This is a genomic window from Mycobacterium simiae (assembly GCF_008370645.1).
GTDB classification, from domain to species: Bacteria; Actinomycetota; Actinomycetes; order Mycobacteriales; family Mycobacteriaceae; genus Mycobacterium; species Mycobacterium simiae_A.
Map to the genome: position 1 here is coordinate 1 of NZ_VTZN01000068.1, position 24,900 is coordinate 24,900.

A 24,900-nucleotide genomic window follows, 5' to 3' on the forward strand; every position below is an offset into this window, starting at 1 on the left:
GGGCGTCCTGCGGTCACAGTGACCTGGTTAGTGATGTCGGTCGCGGCGTTAGCCACCCCGCCGCGCTCGGTAAGGTCAATCAGCAACGGCTTGCCATCGCGAGCAAACTCGGCGACGCGCCTGGTTCCGCGCGAGTTTTCGACGGCGAAATCGGGCACCCAACATCCGACCAGAGGATGTTCATCCGAGCCCGCGGCATAGCGAATATCCGCGCCGGACACCAGGTCGCCGAGGTGGCGGACGACGTCGGGCTGCCTTAGCAGTTCGGCGAAGAGATCCCTTAGCGCATCGACTTCCGCGCCGGGCCGGATCAGGGCCAGCTGGGCACGGCTGTAGATGATCACCCGCTCGGCGGCCGGCCGGCGTTCGGCCTCATAGGTGTCGAGTAGGCCGGGATCGACGCGCCCGTCAAGTACCGCGGCCAGCTTCCAGCCGAGGTTCATCGCGTCCTGTAGACCCAAATTGAGGCCTGGCCCACCGAGCGGAGGTTGCACATGCGCGGCATCGCCAACCAGCAGGACCCGGCCGGCCCGGTATCGCGACGCGATCCTGGAGTTCACGCCACGGTAGCGCCGCAAATCCGGTGGGGTGTCGGTGGATTCGGGCTGCAGCGGCACCGCCGCGCCCAGCACGCGCTTGATGCTGGCCTCCTGCTCGGCAACGGACATGGGTGCGGTGTCGCTGTCGGCCGCGCCCGGGTTTTCCCGCGGCGAGCTATCCAACTCGATGGTGAACGCCCCTGCCCGGTCCGTCAGCTGCAGGCCCCATCCAAAGATGCCGTGGTCGGTGCGAAAGTACTGCCTGGCCGGCACGGCACCGAATCCCGGTACGTTCAGCGCCCCGCTCACCGGATCCACCCAGTCAAGCGGCGGCAGCACCCCGAAGGTCACATGCTCGGTCACGTCGTAAGACGACATCCCGGGAAAGTCGATGCCGGCCAGCTTGCGCGTGATACTCGCGCCGCCGTCGGCGCCGACTAGGTATTCGGCTGATAGCTCATAGGCGCTGTCGGGACCCGCGACGTTGACGGTGACGCCGTCGTCGTCCTGGTGGAAGCCGGTCAGCGCATGACCCCAGCGAAAGTCGACGCCGTGTTTCTCGGCGGCGGCTACCAGCACCTCAATGAGTCTGGGTTGTTCCACCCGAAGCGTGTACAGCTGGTGATTCGGCAGCTTAGCAAAACTGAACGCCAAGCCCGCGAAAAATGAGCCGGGGGCGGGTTGCGGGGGTTCATCCGTGTCCGCGAGGGTGCTGTACAGGCCGCGGTGGTCGAAGATACGGACCCCTTGTCCGACAATGCCCGCGGCGCGCCGTTGCCGGTTAGGGCCGGGACTGCCGTCCAACACCACCGGCCGGATCCCGGCCAGTCCCAGTTCGCAGGCCAGCATCAGACCATTCGGGCCGGCTCCGGCGATGACGACCTCAACCACCGGGCGAGATTACCGCAGCCCGCTGGCAGGTCACCGGCTGAGAAGCCGCCGCCCCAACCGCGGCCGCACCCGTGCCGGCGGCCGTGGTCATGTAGCCAGCCTTGCCCGCGGCCACGAACATTGCTGCCACCCGTCATGGTCGATGTCGGGTAGCCCCGCTTTGAGCAGAGTAGTTGCTAACCCCGTCCGAGCCCCACAACAATGTCGCTTAGGCGAAACGCCACCGGCTGTTCGAGTTGGGCGTAGGTGCACGAGCGGGGATCGCGATCGGGTCGCCAGCGATTGAACTGGGCGGTGTGGCGGAACCGCGCGCCTTCCATGTGGTCGTAGCGGACTTCGACGACGCGTTCGGGTCGCAGCGGCACGAACGAAAGGTCTTTTCCGGCGTTCCAGCGGGAGTATTCGTTCTTACGCGGGGTGCGCTCGCCGGCTTCGTGGGCTGCCCAGTTCCACGGATGGTTGTCGAAAGTTGTTACTAGCGGCTGCAGTTCGGCGAACAGCCGGCGCCGCTCGGCCATCGGAAATGCGCCGATGACGCCGACCGACGCGAGTTGGCCGTCTTGCTGGTAGAGGCCCAGCAGCAGCGAGCCGATCGCTCCTCCTTCCAGATCGCCCGACTTGTGCACCCGATATCCGGCCACTACGCAGTCGGCGGTCCGTTCGTGCTTGATCTTGAACATGACCCGCTTGTCCGGCTGATAGGTGATGGTCAGCGGTTTGGCAACGACGCCGTCGAGACCGGCGCCCTCGAACTCCTCGAACCAACGCTGCGCGGTCGCCAGGTCGGTGGTGGCCGGGGTGGCGTGGATAGAAGGACCCGAGCCGGCTCCCGAAACAGTTAAGGCATCGACCAGAGCGGCCCGGCGCTCACTGAATGGACGCTGGGTGTAGTCGTCGTCGCCGCGAGCGAGCAGGTCGAACGCGATGAACGATGCCGGCGTGTGCACGGCCAGCATCCGCACCCGCGAATCGGCCGGGTGGATGCGCTGTTGCAGCGCCTCGAAATCCAGGCCGTGCTCAGTGGCGATGACGATCTCGCCGTCGATCACACAGCGCCGCGGCAACTCGGCCTTGACCGCTGCGACCAACTCGGGGAAGTAGCGGGTCATCGGCCGCTCGTTGCGGCTGCCCAGCTCGACTTCATCTCCGTCGCGAAAACAGATGGAACGAAAGCCATCCCACTTGGGCTCGTACGACGCGTCCGGCGGGATCATTTTGACCGACTTGGCCAGCATCGGCGAAACGGGCGGCATCACGGGTAGGTCCATGGGTTCATTCTGACGTGCGGCATGGTGGAATCCAGCTATGGCCGCTGCAGCTGAGGACATTGACGTCGACGGCATACGGGTGCGGGTGACCAACCCGGACAAGGTGTACTTCCCGCAGCTCGGGTCCACCGGCACCAAGCGCCGGCTGGTCGAGTATTACCTCGCCGTGGGCCGGGGCCCGATGCTGACCACGCTTCGCGACCGGCCCACGCACCTGCAGCGCTTCCCCGACGGCATCGGCGGTGAGGAGATCTATCAGAAACGGATACCGCAGCACCATCCCGATTATCTGCAGACCTGCCGGGTGACCTTCCCGTCCGGACGCACCGCCGATGCGTTGAAGGTGACCCACCCGGCGGCGATTGTCTGGGCGGCGCAGATGGGCACCGTGACGCTGCACCCGTGGCAGGTGCGCTGCCCCAACACCGAGCAACCCGACGAGTTGCGCCTCGATCTCGATCCGCAGCCCGGCACCGGTTTCCCGCACGCGCGCGCGGTGGCTGTCGACGTGCTACGCCCGCTGCTGGACGAACTCGGGCTGGCCGGTTACCCGAAGACGTCCGGGGGGCGTGGAGTGCACGTGTTTCTCCGAATTGCCACCGACTGGGACTTCACTGCAGTGCGACGGGCGGGTATCGCGCTCGCCCGCGAGGTAGAGCGGCGTGCTCCTGATGCCGTGACCACATCCTGGTGGAAGGAAGAACGCGGCCGGCGCATCTTCATCGACTTCAATCAGAATGCTCGGGACCGCACCATGGCGTCGGCGTACTCGGTGCGCCCTACTTCGATTGCCACCGTATCGACACCGTTGACCTGGGAGGAGCTGGCCGGCGCGGATCCCGATGACTACACCATGGCCACGGTGCCCGCCCTTGTGCAGCGCCGCGAGGACCCTTGGGCCGCTATGGACGACGTGGCTCAGTCGATTGCGCCGTTACTGGACATGGCGGCGGCCGACGAAGAGCGCGGGCTCGAAGATATGCCGTACCCGCCGAATTACCCGAAGATGCCGGGGGAGCCGAAACGCGTGCAGCCGAGCCGGGATACCGATCTGAAAAGAAAGAACAAGGCTTAGTACTACGCAGCCGCCGAAAAACGCGTCACCCAAGCGGAGTTCGCCTGCCAGCGATGCTCACATCGCGCCCAAGACGAAATAGCCGCACGCAGCATCCAAGGGCCGGATTAATAGGCCATGGCAGCACTGCCATAAGTCTCAGCATCCGCTGCGCTGCATCGCCGATAAGTTTTGGCTGTCCATCACGAGCTGAGCAGGGGGATGGGAAGGACGGCCGTGGTGAGTGGTGAGCCCTCCGAGCGATCGCTGCTGGGGCCATGCGATTAGGCAAGAAGTCAATAGCGTTGGTAGCCAGAATGATCGACGCGATGAAGCTAGCTCAACACCGAAGGATCCGCAAGCCCGGGACCGGCGCCTTTGCCGCCGGATGTCGACCGGCGACCCTGATAACGGGTCAGTCCGGGCGGCGCCGGTAGCAATACCAGCGCGGTGACGATGCCATATCCGAAGTGCGGGATGAGATCGCTGATCCAGCCGACCAACCCCCAGGCGCGGGGGTCGGTCACGCCGAGGATGGTCATCGGTCCGTTGCTGCCGATCAGGGCGAAGGCGGTGGCGGCCAGAACGGCGACGATCAAGCTGGGTCGCCAGCCGAGCGCGTAGGCCAGCCCGAGGATCACGGCCGATGCCGATGCCGGCGGTGTATTCGCTGAGCGCGCCAAGGCCCGAGAGTCGAGCGGCCAGGACGTCATTGCTGCCCGGGATCTTCAGATGCACCAATTTCGCCAGTGCCGCGACCGTCCGCTCCGGTGTGTTGCTTGCCGGACGACCGCGTATCGCCATATCCAGGCAGGCGATCACATTGAGGGCGCTGGTTCCCGCGGCACCGGCTGCGGCGCCGACCAGCAGCCCCACCCAGAGTGATAAGCGGTTAGTCGTGCTCGTGTTCACCGACACCTCCGGAGTTGCTAGGGCTTTTCTGCGATCATCAGCGTGTAACCGAGGCGTCCAGCCTTGACTTCGTCACGCGCGAGCCCGGTGAAGGCGCGCACAGTTTCCGGCTGGATGCCATTGTCGGCGAGCGTCTTCGGCGCGGCGATAGCCAGGGCGGTGATCCGTGCGTCGATGCGGTCGATCATGTCCAGCAGGCTCTTATCGTGCGACTCAACATGACGGATGCGTAATCCGGCCCGTTCGAGGATGCCGGTGTAGTCGGTGACTGATCGGGCGTCGGCGATGCAGGCCACCCACGCGCTCAGCGAGGTCAGCTCCAGTGGTAGGCCGGCGTCGGTGATGGTGACGTCGGTGATCCCGACTAGACCGCCGGGGCGCAGGATGCGGGCGAACTGTTGGGCTGCCGCAGCCTTATCCGGGAATGTGCACAGCGCACATTCGCATACCAGCCCATCGAATGTGTTGTCCGGCAATGGAATATCCTCGGCATCGCCGTGATGTATTTGTACGAGCTGTTGTAATCCGGCCTGTGCTACTGCCGTCTGGGCGCGAGTGACATTGATCTCGCTAAGTTCAACTGCGTCGACGGTTACCTGATATTCGGTTGCGAGCAGTCGCGCAGTGCTACCTGGTCCGGCGGCGATATCGGCAACCCGCTGGCCTGCCCGCAGCTCAAGCTGGTCGGCGAGCCTTCGGGTCAACCTCGCACCGCCGGGGTGATAGGAGTCGCCGAGCAGCAAGGTGACGATGTCGCGGGAATAGGCGTCGGCGCAACACGTCTTGATCTGCTGCGGCGGCACCGTGGTCGGTGTGGCGCGCTGGCCAACCTGTTTGGAGCCGTGCGGGGAGTCGGCCAGCAGCCCGGCCAGCGGGGCGGCGTTGGGCACGATACCGGGCACCGGCACACCAGTGAGCTGGGCGCGGACCTGCTCGCGGTAGCCAACCGAGTTGTAAGCGCAAAACGGGATCAACCGCCCGTCTGGAGTCAATTGCTGCACACAGCATTTCATCAGTTGTTTGACGTTTAGGGTGTACGGGTCCTGGAAGTCTTGGATCACGATGGCGAACACCCGATCGGTAAGGTTAGCGAGGGCCTCGGGCAGGTTGATCCCGCAGGCGTTGGCGCAATCCAGCGCGGCTGCCGCCTTCTGCAGCTGCTCGATCGTGGTGGCGGTGCCCAGCACCGCAGACGCTGACCACAGCTTCTCCAGTGCCTCTCGGATCGCCAAGTCGGGGATCACCCGGTTGGAGACATAGTCGAGGTATTCCTCGACGGCGAGTAGCCGCGGAATCGGAACCACATGCTCACCGTCGGTGAGCAGATAGGTGATCGATCGACACGTGGGAAAACAACACGGAACCGGGAAGAAATCGTCGGCCTGGAACCAGTCGGGCAGCTGGGCCGCGATGCCGTGCACGATATCGGAGTTGGTCAGCCGGGTCAGGGGGTCGAATTGCACGTGTCGGCCCGCGTGGGTAACCGGCTGGAACACCACCGATTGCACGGCAGGCTGCGCCATACCGTGGCGGATGACGGCCCCGAGTTCGTGGTCGTTGATCCCGCGCTCCACGGCGGCGACCAGACTTACGGTCAGCCCGGCGGCTGCGCAGTTGTCAAGTGCGCGGGCCTTAATGTCTCGCAGATCGCGGCCCCGGATCTGGCGGTGCGTTGTTTCCTCGAGTCCGTCGAACTGCAGGTAGATGTGTACTGGGCCGCCGGGTCGGTTGCGCTCGGCGAGGTTGGCGATGAATTGGCGATCGGATGCCAGGCGGATGCCATTTGTGTTGATGATGACGGTCTTGATTGGGCGGGCTTGGGCGGCGTCGACGAAATCCAGGATCTGTTTGTGAATCGTCGGCTCGCCGCCGGACAGCATGACCACTTCGGGTTCGCCCTCGGCGGCGACCAGCGTGTCCAGCATTTTTTCGCACTGCGCCAGAGTGAGGGCGTAGCCGTCGGGCTGGTGACCGGAGTCGGCGAAACAGATCGGGCAGTCCAGGTTGCAGTGCGAATTGACCTCGATCAGCCCGAGGCAGGCGTGCTGCTTGTGGTCCGGGCACAGGCCGCAGTCGCTGGGGCAGCCCTCGCGGATCTCGGTTTGGAACTGCAACGAGATGGTTCCGGGCTTGTTGAATCGGGCCGAGTCCAGATACATCTGAGCGTCCCCGTACACCAGCGCCTCGAACTCGCCATGCTCGCGGCACCGCTTGCGCAGATAAACCTTCCCGTCGCGCACATTGACCTGGGCGTCCACCACGACCTTGCAGACCGGGCAGATGCTCTTGGTGTATTCGAGGAAGACCTCGTTGTGATCGCGTTTGGTCGTCGTCACTGATGCCCCGCTTCCCGTCGGCCCGCGTAACCGGGCTAGCTCATCACGGCGGATACCGTGCACGGGCGTAACTGTCGCCAGGACTACAGTTCAGCTGCGCGCCGCATGGCAATAGCGTCCTATAGCGGCAAAGATGATCGCAGGAGGTTAGCGGAAATGATTCGTGCTGTGTGGAACGGGACGGTGCTTGCGGAGGCGCCGCGAACCGTTCGCTTGGAGGGTAATGATTACTTTCCGCCCGAATCGGTGCGGCGCGAGCACCTGATCGGCAGCCGCACCAAATCGGTATGCCCGTGGAAGGGCCTGGCCAATTACTACACCGTTTCAGTCAACGGCGATGTGAATCCCGATGCCGCCTGGTACTACCCGCACCCGAGCCCACTGGCGCGTCGGATCAAAAACCATGTCGCCTTCTGGAACGGCGTGCACGTCGAGGGCGAACCCGAAGAAATCTCAACACAACGCTCCGAGGGGGGCGGGCGGCTGCCGATCTGGCGCATCGGCATCACGAGCGGTTTAGTTGGCATCCTCTGCTGTGTCGGTCCAACAATTCTCGCGGCCATCGGCATCATCAGCGGCGCAACGGCGTTAGCGTGGGCGAACAACCTCTACGGCAACTATGCATGGTGGTTTCGGCTCAGCGGCCTCGGTGTTCTGGCGCTGCTGGTATGGATTGCATTGCGGCGCCGCAATCAGTGCAGCCTTGGCGGCGTCCGTCGACTGCGGTGGCGGCTGGTGACAACACTGGGCATCGCGATCGGCACCTATGCCGTCTTGTACGCGGTGACGACCTGGCTGGAACGGTTTGCGTAAGTGAAGCGAACTCGCTGCTTGTCACCAGGCAACGGCTTCGGCCCGAAAGCCCAATTACCGTAATGACCGCACGATCGCCCGCTTCGCTGTGTTGTTGACGGCGACGGTTCCGACCACTGTCAGGATGAGAAATCCGGCGGTGACAAGCAATGCGAGCCGGTAATCTCCGGTGCTGTCGGTGAGGAACCCGGTCAGGTAGGGACCCAGAAAGCTGGCGAGGCTGCTGATAGCGTTCACCGTGGCCACACCTGTTGCTGCGGCGGCGCCCGACCAAAACGCAGTGGTGAGGCTCCAGAACACAGGGATGGCGGCGAACACGCACGCCGTCATGAGGGTGATACCGATCAGCAACATCTGGTTGCTGCCTTCAAGTACGGTGCCGGCTAGCACGATAGCTCCGCTGAACGCCGGGGCGATGATATGGACTATCCGCTCGCCCGAGCGGTCTGAGTGCAGGCTCCATCCGAACATCGCGAAGGCGGCGATCACATAACATCCCGCGGCGATCCAACCTACGTCGGTGATCGACGCCTTCGGTGAAAGGCGGGCGATAATCTGCGGTAGGAAAAATTGCACAGCGTAGAGCGAAAAGTACAATCCAACGTTGACCAACGCCAACAGGGCAATCAGCCGGTTGGTGAGCCCTGGCATCAATCCCGTTGATGTGCTGTGTGATTCGGTTTCGATCTGCCGGGACAGCCACCGACGCTCGCTGCCCGAAAGCCAACGCGCTTGGGACACGCTATCCGGTAGCACGCGCCACGCTACCGCCGCCAAGGCCACCGCGGGCAGCCCCTCCAGGAGGAACATGGTCCGCCAACCGGGCAACCCGGCCAAACCAGCGTGCTCGACAAGTGCGCTGGATAAGGGTGTACCAACAATATTGGCAACCGGTATGGCGAGCAGGAACACGGCTACCGCTCGGGCTCGGAAGCGGGACGGGAACCAGCGGCCGAGATAGCAGATCACCGCGGGATAGAAGCCGGCCTCAGCCGCCCCCAACACCAACCGAGCAGCGGTCAGGCTAACCGGTCCGGATACGAATGCTGTTGCGGCGGAACACAAGCCCCACGTCGTTAATATGATCGCCATCCAACGACGCATTCCCAGCCGGTAAAACGCCCAGTTGGCCGGGACCTGGCAGAGCAGATAGGTGAGGAAAAAGCTACCCGACGCCCACCCGTACGTAGTGGCGTCCAAACCTAAGTCGGTGTTCATCTGCAAGGCGGCCGTAGCGATGTTCACCCGGTCAAGGAAACTAACCACATACAACAACAGGAGCAGCGGCAGCAGTCGCCACGCCACTCGCCACAGCACGCCGGATTCGTCGGGTTGATGTGGTGCGGCAACCGGTGTGTGACGCGACACGCCCTCAGATGCTACGTGACGAATGCATGGACCCGCGCATGCGCACTTGGCGTCAGGGGTCAACCCCACTCATCTGTTTGGTCTGATTACTCGGGAATTATCCACAGGGCGTGTCGAGGCTTACCGGATGCTGACGCTCGTGCTGTGCTCGGCCGGCGTCGAATCCACACGGATTGAGAGCGGCTACCAACCCGGCGCCCAGCGCAAGACTCAACGGTGCCGTATTGATCACTGCTCGGCCAGTGCGGTTACCCGCGCGCTCAGCTCGGACTCGGTCAATGGGCCGTCGACAACATCGATGCTGCCGTCTGCGGCGACGAATGCGAACGCACCGCAGGCCTGCCCAGCAAGTAATGACCCGAGAATGTTCGACCCGCAAGGGTCTTGGCAGTGAACTGCAGCCGCGCCGGGACGGGCGATTTGGCGGCGGCCGAGCTAGATGGCGCACCCAAGGGCACTGCGGCCGCCGCTGCCGGCACGCTGGTGGGAGCCAGGGCGCACCCGGAGGCCAAAAACGTCCTGGTGACCGAGTCAGCGCTGGATGTCCAGCAGCTCATCGATCGACCACTGGTCGTCGACGTGGCGGCCAGAGTATCGGGCCAGGATCGTGCCGTGCGAGTCGATGAGAAAGTCGGCCGGTAACCCCAGATGCGTGGTGCCGTCCTGAGCGTCGACGCCGGCACAATCAGGGTGGTTGCGGTGGGCAAGCTTGGCCCGGTATCCGCGAAAAGCCGACGACCAGGATCGCGGATCGGCAACAGCGCGCGCCCTGATGGGCTGCGCCGGGGTGTCGGAACTTTGCAACGGCATGATCATCCGTAAGACCCGTTCCGGCGTTTACGGCGGTCAGCGACGGTGCTCGATACTATTTAGGCCTCATGGTCTCCTGCGAACCTAGCGGCAACCCCGTCCTCATGCCTGACGCCGAGCCCTGCTACAGCGCCGAGTATCAGACCAGTGACCCGAACAGCTGCAGTACTTTCACCGGAGCCGATCTGTGGTAGACGCGTTGCGCATCAGCCACCCGATCACGATAGGTACTCGGGAGTTCAACGCCAACCAGCATCGCTACTACGACTGGCTGCGCCGCAACGCTCCCGTCTACCGAGGGCGCCTGGCCCTCAGGCCGCCCGATCAGGACGTCTACTTCGTGTCGCGCTACCACGACTGCCTGAGCCTAATCACCGACCCACGGATTCGCCGGGTCGTGGACCGAGTGGCCGAGTCCGAGTCTTCAGTGGTGCCAGAGGCCATTCGTATGCTCACCACCGACACGATGGTTTACCAGGACGATCCCGAACACACGCGGCTTCGCAAGCTGGTCAGCCGGCCGTTCGCCCCGCGCGCGATTGCCCGGCTGCGCGATCGCATCGAAACCGCCACCCGCGCAGTGCTCGACAGGCTAGAACCTGGACAGCGCATTGACCTGCAGCAAGCCTATGCTTTGCCGATCCCAACCGCGGTGATCAGCGAAATGGTTGGCATACCTGAGCCAGATCGATCGGACTTCTACGCCTACATCGACTTGCTTTTTGCGGCGATGTTAGGCGGCGGCGTCGATGGTGCCGCGGCGCAAATGAACGCCTTTGTTGACTACCTGACCGAGTTGATCGAGCGGCGCCGAGCCCACCCGGGCCCTCCGTCGGGCGGTGATGTGATCAGCGCGTTGCTCCAGGCCAAGGAGGACGGCGAGCACTTATCCGACGACGAAGTCATCGCGATGGTGTTTCTGCTCATCACCGGCGACTACCAGACCACACCCAATCTGATCACCAACGGCGTAGCCACACTGCTCGCCCACCCCGACCAACTAAACCTGTTGCAACGACGGCCCGAGCTGATCGAAAGCGCTGTCGAAGAGATCCTGCGCTACACCGGCACCGTCGGAAGCACCGAGGCAACCTGTTACGCCGCCGAGGACATCACCCTGCACGGTGTCACCATCCCGCGCGGCGAAATGGTGACTCCGCTGCTTGTCTCGGCCAACCGTGACCCCGCTCAGTTCCCGGATCCCGATCGATTCGACATCACCCGTAGCCCGAACTACCACCTCGCCTTCAGCAGGGGTAGTCACTTTTGTCTGGGCTCGCATCTGGCGCGACTGGAATCCCAAATCGCGATCGCCAACCTCATCAACCGCTTCCCCAGCCTGAAACTGGCTGTCGCCCCGGAGGAGTTACGCCTCCAACCGGTCCCGTTGCTCAACCGCTTCGAGGAGGTGCTTGTCGTCCTAGGCGGTGGTGAGTAGGCCGTGCAACTCGGCACGTCCGCGTTCTTCGAACGGGAGCAGTGGCGCGTGCGGATCACCGGCCGGAAATCACACAGGTCCAGACCGGGTTTCGCGGGGCCACGGCCGGCGACTGACACCTGGCTCGACGGATAGTCTTGTCCCCCATTTGGGGGACACATAACTAACTGTTCAGGGGATACCCGCGACCGATGAAATGATCAATCATTTGATTAATTCCGTTAGCAGGGATCTGCGATGAAGAGAAAGAATCGAGCGATGTCCCACGAACTGTTGTTTGACCGAAAAGAGACGGCCTTCTCCCTGATCTCCTTCGTCGTTGACGAGATCGCCGACTAACAACGCCGTGAGCCAGGCGGCAGGCGATGGCAGCCTGATCGAGATCTATCGTCGGGTGCCGGGGACGGCCGAGGTGGCAGCCGTCGCGGCGTTACTGCAGCCGGACAGCAAAATCCTAGACCTCGGAGCTGGCGCCGGACGTATCGCCAATCCCTTAGCCGAACTCGGCCACGCGGTTACCGCCGTCGACGACTCGGCCGAGATGCTCGCCCACGTCCGGCACGCCCGGACTATCCAATCCTGCATTGAGGGACTCAGACTAGCCGAGAGATTCGACGCGGTACTGCTTTGCAGCAGTCTGATCAATTACCCGGGGTCAGAATTTCGCCGTGGCCTACTGGCCACTGTGGCTCACCATCTTAGGCCGACCGGCAAGGCCATCATCCAGTGGAGGTCGCCGCAATGGTTCAGCCAATGGCCGCAGGGCACCTACCACCGGGCCGTGGGTTCGATGCTGCAGACGATGACCATCGTCACCAACGAAAACGGCTTTGTTGCAGGCGAGTTCACGATACAGGACGACCAAGGCAGCCTAACTCAACCGTTCCAAGCGCATCGGGTCAGCGGCGAGGAACTGGAAGCCCTGCTCAGACAGGTCGGCATGGAGCTCGCCACCGCTGATCCTGAATCGTCGGAGTGGCTGCAAACCTCGCTAATCAACACCCGAGCAGCCTGACCGAGGGCATATGAAAGAGCCGCTGAACAGACCGCAAACGCACTGATCCGAGCGGTCCCGACGCTGACCCCCGATGCGCCCGGCGTCATTGCGTGCTACGCAGGTGAAGTATGACAACAGCTTTCGTGCTCTCCGGCGGCGGCAGCCTCGGCTCTATCCAGGTCGGAATGCTTCTCGGTTTGGCTGAGAGCGGCATCGCGCCAGACCTGATCGTGGGGCAACACTCCGCTGTCTCACGCAGTCACGCTTGGGGCGGATTTGATCTGGGTGCTTCCGACCGGTTACCCCTGTACCCTGCCCAAGCCACCGAGGGGAGCGCTGGCGATGGCGATACACGCCTTGACCCTCACCCTCAACCAACGCCTGGCCCTGGACGTCGCTCGCTACGAGAACGTCGTCGACCTGCGCGTCGTGCCGCCTTTGTGCCCACTTGGCTTCTCGCCCATAGACTTCTCCCGCTCGGCGCGGCTCATCGATCGATCGCACGACAGCACCCGCGAGTGGCTCGCGACGCGTCACCCTGTGCTTGGCCAGGCGGCCTTGCTTACGCCACACCGGCATTGACTACGCGAGGACCTCACGTCACCATGATCGCCACTGCACATCGGTGCCGGCGGCGCCGTGCCAACGCGCGTGGAGGTGGGCATACTTTGGCTCAAATGCCGGTCCGCCGAACGGCTTTGCCGTTCTAAGGGCCATGACGGGCCATGACGGGCCATGACGGGCCATGACGGGTCATTGACTGGGGTGCCGACAGGTCCGGCCCTCGGCGCTAGAGCGCCGGTTCGTATGGGCGGCGCGGCCATGTCGGGCTGCGTTCCGGGTCAGAGTCGCGCGTCACGTCAGCGCGCGCCTCATCGCGGGCGTTAGAAGGGAAGGAGGTGTCGACACACCACCACGCATCGCAGAGTTTGGCCCACCATTGCGGCACCGGCAGCGGTGACGCGCCGCAGGCCACTACGCCATAGGAATTCGGATCACCGGGCGGCCCGGGCGTCGACGTGACGTATTGATCGACCAACGCGGCGACATTGTTGTCGACGTCGATCTCGCAGTGCACGTTTCCCGAATACGGCGACGGAATGCTCACTTGCATACCAGCTTTCGCAGCATCGGCCAGCATGGTGTTGGTGGTGAATTCGCGCCCTGTTGCGCTCAACGGGGCGGTGGCCGTATTGCTGTCGTTGACCATGTAGATCGCCCGAGCACTTGAAATAGGCGCGTCGACCTTCGCGATGTAGGTGACGGTATGGGGATTGTGGGGGTCGGCCATAGCGGTCGCAGGAGTTAACAACGAGCTGACTGCGGCGCCGGTGGCAGCGGCAATCGCCACCCAACGATGCGTGGGGTCACTCATGACGGCAGACATTACGCCCCGCCTGCGTTGACGGCTAGATTTTTCCGACCACCACCACAGCTTTGCCGAAGAGACCGCGACAACGAGGCCTGGCCGCTGACCGCGTAAACAAGATCGAGCAACAGAGTGGTCATGAAGAGAACACTTCTTCCGGTCGACTTCCCATCCGCCCAACGATGCGAAGGACGGCTTCTGCGCACCGCCTGCGTAGGTTACGCTCGGCGCGGAGTTCCTAGACGAAAAGGATCCGCGATGGAGTCTGCCCCTCTCCGACGCCGCCTGCGGCGCAATTTGGTGGACCGCAGGACATTCTTAGCCCTGATGGCTGTCACGGCCGGCGCGGGTGTGATACGGAGCGCCGGTCCGGCGCGGGCTGGCGGCGAGGAGCTTCGCGACCTTCCCCAAGTGTCCAGTGAGAACGGCGTCTTGGACTATTCGTTAGAGGTGGTGACCAATCCGGTAGAGCTGGGTGGTCGTCAACTAACTCTGGAGACATACAACGGCCAGTTCCCGGGACCTATCCTGCGGATACGGCAGGGCGACAACTTACGAATTCTGCTCAAGAATCGTATCGTTCCGGTGGGGATTCCCACGAACAACGTGTTCATGGTGCCGTACTGCGCATCCAAGGCCAACGATCCGCGTTTCGACACCCGGCGAGCCTGCCTACACGATTTCTGGAACCGTTATGAGAGAAGGGAAACCATTCTGCAGGAGCTGGTTGACACCAACCTGCACACGCACGGACTGCAGGTGTCCCCGGAGGACCCCGGAGACAACGTCGGGCTTCAGCTGGGCCCGCTGCAAGACCACCAGTACAGCTACAACATCGCCGCCAATCAGCCGACCGGGCTGTTCTGGTATCACCCCCATTTCCACACGGCGACAGCCCACCAGCTGTGGAACGGGCTATGCGGCCCTATCATCGTCGAGGGCGACATTGACGCGATCCCCGAGATCGCCGAAATGCGAGAGCGAACCATAGTCGTCAACGAGATGTGGATCGCTGACGACAGCGCCGAGGTGCCGTTCGCTGTGGTGGTTCCCATGGCTGGCCACGCGCCCTTTGAATCCATTCCCGCGGTGCCGTCGTCCATGTACTATCCGCTCAACGGCCAGTTGTTGCCAGACATCAGTATCAAACCGGGCGAGGCGCAGCGCTGGCGGTTTCTCAACGCGTGCCCGCATCGGTCGATCTGGCTGCACGTCGAGGGTCACACCTTGCACCAAATCGGCACGGACGGAACGCCCTACCACACCCCGAGACCCCGACCGAACATCATGCTGGCGGCCAGCAACCGGGCCGAGTTCATCATCAAAGGGGGTGAGCCCGGCCGGTACCGGATCTACGCCGCAGCCTACGACCAAGGCCACCCCGGTGGCCCGCGCCCCTCAATGCCATTGGGCACCTTGGTAGTGCAGGGCAATACGGTCAACAGCCCGATGCCGTCGACGCTGGTGGATCCGCCTCAGATGCCGAACCTACCGGTGGTCCGACGTCGCACGATGGTGTTCTCGGGCGACATCACCGGCCGGACCGGTATGGGGGTGCAGTTCCAGATCGACGGCAAGGAATTCGATCACCATCGGATTGACACCGAGGTCGAGGCTGGCACCATCGAGGAGTGGACGTTGATCAACGAGGACGTCTTCCAGCACCCAATCCATATCCATGTCAACCCGTTCCAGGTCGTTGACATCCACGGCATCCCACCCGGCGACACCAGCTGGCAGACGGAGCCGGACATATGGTGGGATACCTTCCGGCTACCCCCATTCGGCCGCTACACGCTGCGCATGTATTTCCGCCCCGACGTGACCGGCATGACCGTCTACCATTGCCACATCCTGCCGCACGAAGACCGAGGGATGATGGGCCTCTTGATGATTGATCCGCCCGGACAACAACATCGGATGGAGTGACGATGCGCCGTCCGCTCCTTTTCGCTTTGGTTGCGGTGACAGTGGCAGCGGTCGGCCCGGCTACCGCAGACCCGGATCGGCAGCCTATGAGCAATGAAGGCCGCTACAGCTTCAACCAACAGCACCGAGACAATCTCAGTTGGTGGAACCGCACCTGGGTGCCCCAGCTCATCCCCAAAGGCGCACTGTTCGAAGTGCAGCTCCCGAGTGATCCGATCCACTGGATACCCTACGGAGAACCGGATTGTCAGCCGAGCCCAGGCTGGGACTGGGCTGAAATCAGCGGTTCGTGGTACCCAGACGGCCCCCCGCGGCATCAGCGGGTCGCCGTCGAACTCCTAGGCCAGCGCACTGTTCCCAACGAGAATCGCAACCGGGAAGCAGCAAACCCCTACGAACTGCCGGGAGTGTATATCCCGTTCGACAAGCGGGTGAATGGCAGCTCGACCATCACGGTCTTCGACTACCGACTTGTGCCCGGCCCCCCGGACGATTACTGGGCGGGAAGGGGTCTAGCCACGATTTGTCTGCGGCCCGACCCGATCCCCGAAGACGTGAGGGTTTTAGGGTTCCCGCCCGACACGCCCCCTACGTACGTGCTCACGCTTGTCGTCGGCGTGCGACAGGCCTCGTACGGGGGCGGTTTGCCACCGACACCGCTGCCGCTACCGCCGCACGTGAGCCTCGAGCCGGACATGCCGTCTGGACCCAACGCGCCCCCCGCCGACGAGCCCGGGTAGACGTTTATGGCGCGTCTTCACGTATGCCGTTCAGGCGCATGCGCATGTCGATGACCTGCGCGCATCATCGGCGGGATCGATGCGCTGGACTGCGCTGAACGTGCGGCAGCAGCTCCGCCGACACTATTGGGCTACGGCGCGCAAGCCGTCCGGGTCAAGGATTTCGATGACGGCATAGCCGACCCTGATCAGGAGGTTGCGTTCAAAGTCCTTGATTACCTTGTTGATCGACGGACGCTGGACACCGAGCATCGCTGCGATAGTGCGCTGAGCGAGTTCCACGCGGGAGTCGATGGCTTCGTCCAGCAGCAGCTGCGCCAGCTGCGCGGGCAGCGGCCGGCCCAGCAGTCCAATCAGCCTAGCCTGACCGGCCGACACCCGCTGTGCGACGCTCGACAACCAACGTCGCGCAATCGCGGGATGGTTGGCTAGCAATCGATCGAAGGATCGCCGATCCAGAAATAGACAGCTCGAATCGGTCAACGCCCTGGCGGTGTAGGGCGGCGGCATGTCCAGCAGCAACGGAATATCGCCATCTACATCACCCGGGCGAAGCACGTGGACCACCGCACGGCGCCGGCCAGAGCCGACTGCCAGCTCAATCTTTCCTTGCCGGACGATACATACCCCATCGGCCGGGTGATCGGCGAGAAACACCACGGCGCCCGGCAAGAACGTTTGGGTTTGCAGGTTTTCGGCCAGGGCTGACAGATCGTTGGGATGTAGCGGCGCCGAATCCCCGCGGCCGACGCACCGTGCCACCCACGCTGCGTGTCGCACCTGCTCCTCGCTGGCCGCGTTCCCGTCGGCTAGTGACGGCAAAAGACGCCGGAGCCGACTCGCCGGTTGGTCTGACATCGGGGCCTCCTTCCTGCAACGACGATCATGTCACCCTGCTTGTCGTGGCGGCGGCACCGGTCGGCATCGCCGTCGGGTCAGCGCGGCTGGCGCGGGTGCAATTCTGGCCGGCGCTGAAGGATCTGTCGATGTACTCGCTGCGGGTGCGCGAAGATGGGATGCGTGAACCGCACTGGCATCCCATCACCGCCGAAATGGGCTATACCCACACCGGTTCCGCCCGGATGACGATCATGGATCCTGACGGGTCGCTCGAGACGTACCACCCCGCCCAGGGCGAGGTCTACTTCGTCCCGCGCGCCTATCCTCACCACATCGAGGTCGTCGACGCGCCCGACATCCATTTCTCGATCTTTTTCGACCAACCGACTCCGGAGGATATCGGGTTCCGTGCCTCGGCTAGTGCGTATTCGCGTGCGGTCCTGGCCGCCACGTTTGACACCCACCTAGACAATCTGCCGCAGTTCCCGAGCACGAACACCGACCCGCTGATCGTCACTCGAAACAACCCCGTGGACGAAAAAGCCATGGGAGAGTGACGGTGTCGACTGCCTGGGAACTACCGTACGCATGGCCGAGAACACCCGTGCTGGCCCGCAATGTCGTCTGCACCTCGCAGCCGCTCGCGGCCCAGGCAGGGCTGAGAATGCTCGCTCAGGGCGGCACTGCAGTTGATGCAGCCGTCGCCACCGCGATCACTTTGACCCTGGTGGAACCGGTGTCCAACGGCATTGGTGGAGATGCTTTCGCGATCGTGTGGGACGGCGCGCGGTTACAGGGTCTGAACGCCTCGGGCCGCTCACCTGCCGCGTGGATACCGGAGTATTTCGGTGGGCAGGACGTGCCGAGGGTGGGCTGGAACTCGGTTACCGTACCCGGGGCGGTGTCGGCATGGGCCGAGTTGCACGCGCGGTTTGGGCGGCTGCCCTTCACCACTCTTTTCGAGCCGGCAATCGAGTACGGGCGCAACGGGTTCGTGGTCTCCCCGACCGTCGCCAGACAGTGGGCAGCTCAGGCGTCGTTACTGGCAGCTCAGCCGGGCTTCGGTGCGGCCTTCCTGCCCGACGGACGAGCACCACGGGCCGGTGAGGTCTTCCGTTTTCCGCATCATGCAACCACTTTGGAAGGGATCGCAACCAGCAACGGGATGAGCTTTTACCGCGGAGAGCTAGCGGAAGCCATGGCGGCGCATGCGCAGTCGCACGGTGGAGCCATGACGATGGCAGACCTGGCTGGCCACCAGGCGAACTGGGTCACGCCTATCAGCCATGGCTACCGCGGCTATATCGTGCATGAAATGCCGCCCAACGGCCAGGGCATCGTCACGCTGATCGCCTTGGGCATTCTCCAGCACTTCGACATGACCGCCTTCGGCGTCGATTCGCCGGACAGTGTGCATGTGCAGATCGAGGCCGTCAAACTGGCCTTCGCCGATGCGTTGGCCTATGTCGCAGACCCTGACTACATGCAGCTCGCCCCAGCTCAACTTCTCGGTGAGGACTACTTGGCCAGCAGAGCAGCGCAGATCGACATCCAGCGGGCCCAGTCGTTCCAAGCCGGCATGCCGACCGGCGGCACCGTTTACCTCACGGCTGCAGATGGCGCGGGGATGATGGTGTCGATGATCCAGTCGAACAACGAGGGCTTCGGTTCGGGCGTGGTGGTCTCCGGCACGGGCATCTCCCTTCATAATCGGGGCGCGAATTTCGTTGTCAGGAAAGGCCATCCGAACCATATTGGGCCGGGCAAGCGGCCTTACCACACCATCATGCCTGGGTTCATGACTAAGGACGGTAGCGCTGTGATGAGTTTTGGCGTGATGGGTGGCACGATGCAGCCACAGGGCCAGACCCAGGTTGTGGTACGCGTAGTCGACTACAGTCAGAACCCGCAAGCCGCATGTGACGGTCCACGTTTTCGAGTGCTGCAGGACAGGCAGATCACTGTGGAGAATGGTTTTCCCGCAACAACTGTCGATGAGTTGCGTCGACGTGGGCATGAGTTGGTCACGGTCGGTGATTACCACCAATTCGGTAGCTGCCAGGCCATTTGGCGCCTGGATGATGGGTACCTCGCGGCAAGCGATCCGAGACGAGATGGTCAAGCTGTCGGGTTCTAGCCTGGCTCACCTCACCCTGTCACGATGGGTTACGTGACCGCCGTAATTGTGGTGACGTTGGCGATCGTGGGGATCGGCATCGTGATCAACGAACTTCTTCGGCTACGCAGCTGGTTGAAAAGTTCACCGCCTCATGGCGATGATGCCGAGTCCCCCGAAGACATCACCTGAAAGGCAGCTACGCCCGAAGGGCAGCGACCGTGTCGGCCAGCGTGGTGCGCGGATCCCGATAGCTGATGCCGAGTTCTTGCACGCTCGGTGAATCGTCGGATTCCGGCATTTGTGTGTAGTACTGCATGCCCGCCGCGGTGAACGGATTGTCGAACCGCAGATACGGACCGGCTAGGTCCAACAGGGTTCCCGCGACCCGCAGCACAGTGTCAGGAATCGGGACGCTCACCATCGGAGTCTCGGCAACCTGCCCGAGCATGGTGGCCAATTCCACCACCGGAATCCGGTGCCCGCCCACCATGTAGCGACGCGGCCCACGTCCAGGTTCCAATAGCGCCGCGTGCACGGCGGCGACATCACGCACGTCGATCACCAACCAAGCCGCTCTGCGGCCGGGAATGGTATGCATTTGCAGAGCTGCCCGGACTCCCTCGCCGGCCTCGCCGAATTGACCGCCGACAGGCGGGCCGAGCACCATACCCGGATAGGTGATGTTCACCGGTGCGCCAGCGTCCTGCAGACCGCGCGCATAAATTTCGACCTGCGCTTTAGATGTTCCGTAGCCATCCCTGCCGCCGACCACCGGCAGGTCGGCCGTTAACGTCGCCAAGTCGGGATGAAAGAGCGCCGTGAAGCTCGACACGTGCACTATGGGATCGAGTCCGAGTTGTACCGCTTGGCCAAGAACGTTGCGGGCGCCCTCCATATTCGTGCTCAGCATGTGTGGCGTCTGGCGAGGATCCGTCGCCACCAAAGCGGCACTGTGCACAACGGCGTCACACCCGGTTAACGCCGCGCGGACCGAGTCGCGGTCCTTGATGTCGCCGACGACGAAATCCGACACGTCGACGCCCAACGTGGCGACGGACGTCTGTAGCCTTGCGGGATTTCGCACCAGGAAACGGAGTGAATGGCCGGCCTCGGCAATGGCCTTGGCGGTCCAGCCGCCCACAAATCCTGTACCCCCGGTTACCAGAATGTGCATGGTGCGATTCTGCATGCCCTACCAGCCGACCCCTCTCCGGGGGCACGCGGCTACAGCCGAGGTGCCGCGAAGTCCGCGCCCATCGCCTCCTTGGCGCGACCGCCCAAATCCTCGATCTGGCGTGAACATTGTGCCGGACGCATACCCAAGATCTGGCGGGCATGAACCTTTGACCATGTGGTGCGGACCACGTCACCGAAAGAAGCCCGACTGCCCGGGCCCGGTGTTGAAGCCACCCGAACTATTGCCTCCGGAGTTGTAAAGGCCCGAGTTACTGCCGGTGCCGCCCGTGTTGAAAAAGCCCGAGTTCAACCCTCCGCCACCGGAGTTGAAGAAGCCGGTAACCCCAAACCCCGCGCCCAAGTTGAAGAAACCGGTAGCACGGCCGCCGCCGCCCCGATTCCAGAAGCCGGAGTCCAAGCCGAGACCACTGATGTTGCCGAGGCCCGAGCTGTTCTCACCGCCGTTCAAGAAACCTGAGCTGCCGGCACCCGAATTGCCGAAGCCCGAGTTGGGCCCCGGCTGGTCGGCCGCGCTGCCCAGCCCGGTGTTCAGTTCGCCTGCGTTGAACAGCCCGGTGTTGATGCCGCCTGAGTTGGCGAAGCCCGTGTTCAACGGACCCGAATTGAAGTAGCCCGTGTTGATGAAGCCAGAGTTGAAGCCGCCCGTGTTGTGGTTGCCCGAGTTGAAGCTGCCCACGTTGAACGAGCCACCGTTCGCGAAGCCGGTGTTGTGGTAGCCCCCATTACCGAAGCCGGTGTTGACTCCGCCGAACGCGCCCGAGCCCGAGTTGCCGATCCCAGTGTTGGTGTCGCCCGAGTTCCACATGCCCGTATCCACCTGGCCAGAGTTGGCGAAGCCGAAGCTCCCCAGCCCGGAATTGGCGATGCCGAAGTTCCCGCTGCCGGAGTTGAACAAGCCGATGTTGCCGGTGCCCGAATTACCGAGGCCGATGTTGCCGCTGCCCGAGTTCAGCCCGCCAATACCGATCTGGTTGTCACCGGTGAGCCCGATGCCGATATTTCCATTGCCGGTGTTGCCGAAGCCGATGTTGTTGTTGCCGCTGTTACCCAGTCCCCAATTATGATCACCAACATTGCCGTAGCCCACGTTGACGTTGCCATTGTTGCCCGATCCAATGTTTTGGCTGCCACTGTTTCCGTTGCCGAAATTCTGACTGCCCAGGTTTCCGCTGCCGACGTTGCCGTTACCCGCCGAACTTCCTGGGCCCGAGTTGCCGAAGCCCACATTGTAGCTGCCGTTGTTGCCGCCGCCGACGTTGAAGTTGGCCTGCACGGCGTCCAAGAAATTCCCGTTTCCGCTGCCGAGATTGCCGTTACCGAAGTTTCCGCTGCCGAGATTGGTGTTGCCGAAGTTGCCGCTGCCGATGTTGGTGTTGCCGATATTGCCGCTGCCCAGATTGGTGTCGCCGGTGTTGCCGCTGCCGACATTGAGCGCACCGAGGTTGCCGAGGCCGACGTTGACGGGTGGCAACTGCGCCACCGCAGCTGACGACAGCGCGTGATAACCCGACATGGCGGCCGCATCTTGTGCCCACATCTGCTCGTAGTGGGCTTCAGCGGCTGCGATAGCCGTGGCGTTCTGCCCGAACAGGTTCGACAGCATCAGCGACAACCGCTGATTGCGATTAGCTGCGATCAGCGCCGGAGGCACGGTGGTTGCTCGCGCGGCTTCGTAGCCGATGGCGACTGCTCGGGCCTGGCCAGCGGTTTTCTCGGCTATCGCCGCGGCTGTGGCGAGCCAGCTTGCGTAGTGGGCGGCGGCGGCAGCCATTGCGGCAGCCGCGGCGCCCTGCCAAGATTGACCCGCCAGCGCGGCGGTGACCGACCTGAATGAGTTCGCGGCCCCGGCTAATTCTCTCGCGAGCCCGTCCCAAGCCGCCCCGGCGGTCAGCATGGGGCCCGCTCCCGCCCCGGCGAATATCCGCGTCGAATTGATCTCCGGAGGCAACAACGAAAAGTTCATCGCCGTGGTCCCCTTGCGGTGGCGTCTGATCACATGGAGTCGGTTAGGTGGTCTTACTTAAGTATGCCGCGGAAAGTGTCAGCTGGCGGTCGCTATGGTTGACGATGCCCAGTGCGCCTCACGACGTAACACCTGCACGGCGGCGTCGTGACCTCACGGTCGGCTCAATACGCAGACTCGCTAGCCAGGACCTCGACCAGGAAAGCGTCTTCCGGCGGTTGGTAAAGCCGTGCCCGCACCCAACGGCGGACTCGCTCCCGGAGAAGGCGTGATTCGGCTATGTCGGCCCCGACGACCACCGACGTCGCCGGCCAAGTGTGGCTCCAGGCCGCCGATTCCGTCATCGCCCGCTGCTGCGCATCCACCAGCGCGACAGTGGCCCGCCCGCCCGCATCGAGGGCACCGGCTCCGCTGACCGCTCCGGAGGACACCCTAACCGGGACGTCGGTGGCCGGACCCGGTCCGATGACGGCTGCGCGTACGACGGCGGCGATCGCCGGACCGGCCCGCTCGATACTCCATTCGACGGTGTCCTCGGCCGCATCGAAGATGGCGGGCGGCACCGCGCCCCAGTTGATCGATGCCACGCCGCGGCCGATCGACGCCACCCCCCGCGGACTGGAAACACCGCTGGCCGCCAGCGCATAGTCATCACGCCGTCCGCTCGGCATCGCCGAGGTGAGCGCCGAATCACCAACTGCCGCAGATAATGTTTCCCATTCAGTGCTGTCCATACCCAGCTCGTCGGCAAGCCGGGCACCGGCGCGCACCAGGGCGACGATCCGCGCGTCGTCCGTGCCCACATGCGAAGCCAGGGCGCCGGCGTGCGACGCCAGCAGCTCGGCCACATCCGAATCCAAGGTCTCGTCGGTGAAAAAGCCCTGCGCGCCGACTGTTAGCAACGCCACCTCGATGTCGAGCAGGGCCCGGTCCAGCCCGGCGATGCCGTCGCGCAGACTGGTCGGCCACCAGCGCCGCAACCAGTGCCCGACCGCCAGCCTGCGCAGCGAGGCGGTCGAGCCTGGGACGATGTCGACGCCAGGAAGCTCGAGCTCGCCAACGGTAGGTTCGGCCGCCGCCGCAGCGAGTGCGACGTGCCCATCCTCGCCGACCACGCGCCACAGCCAGTCGGCGCGCGACACGTCGGTAAAGGTGATTCGGGTCGCGGCATCCTCGGGCGGGTCGTCGATGATCCAGGACAGAACCGCGCCGCTGACTTCCAACACCGCGATCAGCGGCGGCGCTGCGTGGACCGGGCCGGTTGCGCCGATCGCCCATAAGCCGGATTCAGCGACCAGCTTCATCCCGTCACCTGCAATTCCAGCATCGACTTGATCCGTTGCCGGTGGTCGAGGCTCACCGACCGGGCCACACCTTCCAGCAGCGACCGCACGTCGTCAACGTCATTGCACGGCTGCTGCCAGACGTCGCGTCCGTGCAACCGCGCCCACAGCCGGCTCAGGTACGGCCGTGCGTAGGCGGCGAGGTCGTCGATCACCCGACGCTGACGCGGGTGGATCGGCCCACCTTCGGCAAGGTAGCGCCGGGCGTGCAGCACATACGCCTCCTTGCGCAGCCGGGCCTGGATTTGCCCGGCCAGTGCGTAGCGGTTGGTCACGGATCGGTCCAGCGGTGCGAGTTCGACCGCGACCTCGATACCGGCCACCAGCGTGGCCTGCTTGTCCTCGGCCAGCAGCCCCCACGGCGCACAGGCCCGGTCCACTTCCTCGGCGCACAACAGTGGAATATCGGGAAGCGCGTCACGGTCCAGGGCCCGTCGTAACGTGGCTCGGACGCGGTCCACCACGCTCCGATCCAGCGGCCGGTCACTGTCGGATCCGCCGACTACGTTTGGGTGCTGTTGCGGTGCAACCGAACTCAAACCCACTGCGACGATCGACCACGGCAGCTCCGCACCGGGTACGCGAGCCAGTGCGCCCAGCTGGTACGGAGTGTCATTGGTGATCAGGGCCGACCACACTCGCTGCCGCGCGGTCGCCGCGTTGTGTGTGGTGGCCGGGCCCAGCGCGGTGCCCAGCCCGGCCAGGAACGGATCGATCACGTTATCGTCGGCCCGTACATCCCGCCAACTCTGTACGAGTTGGGCGGTCAACATAGCGACGACGTCGGGTCGGGCCAGGTATTCGTTCAGCACCTCGATAGCGGTACGGTCCCGGCCGCGATGAACCTCATGGAGAACCGCGGCCGCGGTCTTGCGATCATCCGGTGCGGGTGTGCCGTTGGTAACGGCCAGCTCGAAACATATTGGAAAGTAGAGTTCTTGCGCGTTCCCACTGCGGATCCGCAGCCGGCGCCG

General features: G+C 63.8%; 20 protein-coding genes and 4 pseudogenes. 12 read left to right on the plus strand and 12 right to left on the minus strand.

Features of this window, described 5'->3' with window-relative positions; genetic code table 11:
* Together F0Q45_RS12610 and F0Q45_RS12615 are read right to left on the minus strand one after the other, a co-directional pair.
* A partial coding sequence (locus F0Q45_RS12610) for an FAD-dependent monooxygenase (protein WP_149654276.1) occupies positions 1-1,430 on the minus strand: 1,430 nt, incomplete at its 3' end.
* Between the two features lie 176 nt (positions 1,431-1,606).
* A complete protein-coding gene (locus tag F0Q45_RS12615; protein ID WP_149654277.1) occupies positions 1,607-2,698 on the minus strand; it encodes an ATP-dependent DNA ligase in 1,092 nt (363 codons plus the stop codon).
* 37 nt (positions 2,699-2,735) lie between these two features.
* Between F0Q45_RS12615 and ligD the strand changes: the two genes are divergently transcribed.
* Positions 2,736-3,773: a non-homologous end-joining DNA ligase gene (gene ligD / locus F0Q45_RS12620; protein WP_149654278.1), complete on the plus strand. Its 1,038-nt coding sequence runs from the start codon at positions 2,736-2,738 to the stop codon at positions 3,771-3,773.
* A 314-nt stretch (positions 3,774-4,087) separates the two neighbouring features.
* On the opposite strand, the gene F0Q45_RS29270 is transcribed toward ligD, so the two are convergent.
* Both F0Q45_RS29270 and F0Q45_RS12630 read right to left on the minus strand, forming a co-directional pair.
* Positions 4,088-4,435 carry a hypothetical protein gene (locus F0Q45_RS29270; protein WP_262490978.1) on the minus strand — a complete coding sequence of 116 codons (348 nt, stop codon included), beginning with the start codon at positions 4,433-4,435 and terminating at the stop codon, positions 4,088-4,090.
* A gap of 246 nt (positions 4,436-4,681) precedes the next feature.
* Entirely contained in the window at positions 4,682-7,063 is a 2,382-nt protein-coding gene (locus F0Q45_RS12630) for a radical SAM protein (RefSeq protein WP_262490979.1), read from the minus strand.
* 93 nt (positions 7,064-7,156) lie between these two features.
* On the opposite strand from F0Q45_RS12630, the pseudogene F0Q45_RS27685 reads away from it, so the two are divergent.
* Both F0Q45_RS27685 and F0Q45_RS27690 read left to right on the plus strand, forming a co-directional pair.
* Positions 7,157-7,447: pseudogene (locus F0Q45_RS27685) on the plus strand (DUF427 domain-containing protein); the annotation flags it as partial.
* Positions 7,424-7,813 carry a hypothetical protein gene (locus F0Q45_RS27690; RefSeq protein ID WP_188112916.1) on the plus strand — a complete coding sequence of 130 codons (390 nt, stop codon included), beginning with the start codon at positions 7,424-7,426 and terminating at the stop codon, positions 7,811-7,813. The pseudogene F0Q45_RS27685 and the gene F0Q45_RS27690, both read left to right, overlap by 24 nt.
* A gap of 54 nt (positions 7,814-7,867) precedes the next feature.
* Here the strand turns inward: F0Q45_RS27690 and F0Q45_RS12640 are convergent, their stop codons facing one another.
* Both F0Q45_RS12640 and F0Q45_RS12645 read right to left on the minus strand, forming a co-directional pair.
* Positions 7,868-9,181, minus strand: coding sequence for an MFS transporter (locus F0Q45_RS12640; protein ID WP_188112912.1), 1,314 nt, complete (start codon positions 9,179-9,181; stop codon positions 7,868-7,870).
* A gap of 531 nt (positions 9,182-9,712) precedes the next feature.
* Positions 9,713-9,991: a hypothetical protein gene (locus F0Q45_RS12645; RefSeq protein WP_149654282.1), complete on the minus strand. Its 279-nt coding sequence runs from the start codon at positions 9,989-9,991 to the stop codon at positions 9,713-9,715.
* A gap of 187 nt (positions 9,992-10,178) precedes the next feature.
* Here F0Q45_RS12645 and F0Q45_RS12650 point away from each other — a divergent pair, with 187 nt between their 5' ends.
* The 4 genes and pseudogenes from F0Q45_RS12650 to F0Q45_RS12660 form a co-directional block, all read left to right on the plus strand.
* Entirely contained in the window at positions 10,179-11,429 is a 1,251-nt protein-coding gene (locus F0Q45_RS12650; protein ID WP_149654283.1) for a cytochrome P450 family protein, read from the plus strand.
* Positions 11,430-11,775: 346 nt separating this feature from the next.
* Complete coding sequence (locus tag F0Q45_RS12655; RefSeq protein WP_262490980.1) at positions 11,776-12,444, plus strand: class I SAM-dependent methyltransferase; 669 nt, start codon at positions 11,776-11,778, stop codon at positions 12,442-12,444.
* Between the two features lie 110 nt (positions 12,445-12,554).
* Positions 12,555-12,662, plus strand: a pseudogene (locus F0Q45_RS30490) (patatin-like phospholipase family protein); the annotation flags it as partial.
* A gap of 1 nt (position 12,663) precedes the next feature.
* Positions 12,664-13,008, plus strand: a pseudogene (locus F0Q45_RS12660) (patatin-like phospholipase family protein); the annotation flags it as partial.
* A gap of 208 nt (positions 13,009-13,216) precedes the next feature.
* Here the strand turns inward: F0Q45_RS12660 and F0Q45_RS12665 are convergent.
* Positions 13,217-13,801 (minus strand): hypothetical protein, encoded by a 585-nt coding sequence (locus F0Q45_RS12665; RefSeq protein ID WP_188112913.1) that lies wholly within the window; start codon positions 13,799-13,801, stop codon positions 13,217-13,219.
* A gap of 321 nt (positions 13,802-14,122) precedes the next feature.
* Between F0Q45_RS12665 and F0Q45_RS12670 the strand changes: the two genes are divergently transcribed.
* Together F0Q45_RS12670 and F0Q45_RS12675 are read left to right on the plus strand one after the other, a co-directional pair.
* Positions 14,123-15,724, plus strand: coding sequence for a multicopper oxidase family protein (locus F0Q45_RS12670; RefSeq protein WP_149654286.1), 1,602 nt, complete (start codon positions 14,123-14,125; stop codon positions 15,722-15,724).
* A gap of 2 nt (positions 15,725-15,726) precedes the next feature.
* Positions 15,727-16,464, plus strand: coding sequence for a hypothetical protein (locus F0Q45_RS12675; RefSeq protein WP_262490981.1), 738 nt, complete (start codon positions 15,727-15,729; stop codon positions 16,462-16,464).
* Positions 16,465-16,587: 123 nt separating this feature from the next.
* Here F0Q45_RS12675 and F0Q45_RS12680 read toward each other — a convergent pair whose 3' ends face one another.
* The gene (locus F0Q45_RS12680; protein ID WP_149654287.1) at positions 16,588-17,322 is read right to left on the minus strand and encodes a Crp/Fnr family transcriptional regulator; all 735 of its coding nucleotides are present in this window, start codon (positions 17,320-17,322) and stop codon (positions 16,588-16,590) included.
* Between the two features lie 62 nt (positions 17,323-17,384).
* Between F0Q45_RS12680 and F0Q45_RS12685 the strand changes: the two are divergent.
* The 3 genes and pseudogenes from F0Q45_RS12685 to F0Q45_RS27695 all read left to right on the plus strand — a co-directional run.
* Positions 17,385-17,861: pseudogene (locus F0Q45_RS12685) on the plus strand (cupin domain-containing protein); the annotation flags it as partial.
* Positions 17,858-19,441, plus strand: a complete 1,584-nt coding sequence (locus F0Q45_RS12690) for a gamma-glutamyltransferase family protein (protein ID WP_262490982.1) — start codon at positions 17,858-17,860, stop codon at positions 19,439-19,441. The pseudogene F0Q45_RS12685 and the gene F0Q45_RS12690, both read left to right, overlap by 4 nt.
* Before the next feature lie 24 nt (positions 19,442-19,465).
* Positions 19,466-19,612, plus strand: coding sequence for a hypothetical protein (locus F0Q45_RS27695; protein ID WP_188112914.1), 147 nt, complete (start codon positions 19,466-19,468; stop codon positions 19,610-19,612).
* Between the two features lie 7 nt (positions 19,613-19,619).
* Here the strand turns inward: F0Q45_RS27695 and F0Q45_RS12695 are convergent, their stop codons facing one another.
* The 4 genes from F0Q45_RS12695 to F0Q45_RS12710 form a co-directional block, all read right to left on the minus strand.
* Positions 19,620-20,597 (minus strand): SDR family NAD(P)-dependent oxidoreductase, encoded by a 978-nt coding sequence (locus F0Q45_RS12695; protein ID WP_188112915.1) that lies wholly within the window; start codon positions 20,595-20,597, stop codon positions 19,620-19,622.
* Positions 20,598-20,789: 192 nt separating this feature from the next.
* A complete protein-coding gene (locus F0Q45_RS12700; protein ID WP_149654289.1) occupies positions 20,790-22,583 on the minus strand; it encodes a PPE family protein in 1,794 nt (597 codons plus the stop codon).
* 164 nt (positions 22,584-22,747) lie between these two features.
* Positions 22,748-23,887 (minus strand): hypothetical protein, encoded by a 1,140-nt coding sequence (locus F0Q45_RS12705; RefSeq protein ID WP_149654290.1) that lies wholly within the window; start codon positions 23,885-23,887, stop codon positions 22,748-22,750.
* The coding region (locus F0Q45_RS12710) for a hypothetical protein (RefSeq protein ID WP_149654291.1) at positions 23,884-24,900 on the minus strand (1,017 nt) is incomplete at its 5' end. The genes F0Q45_RS12705 and F0Q45_RS12710, both read right to left, overlap by 4 nt.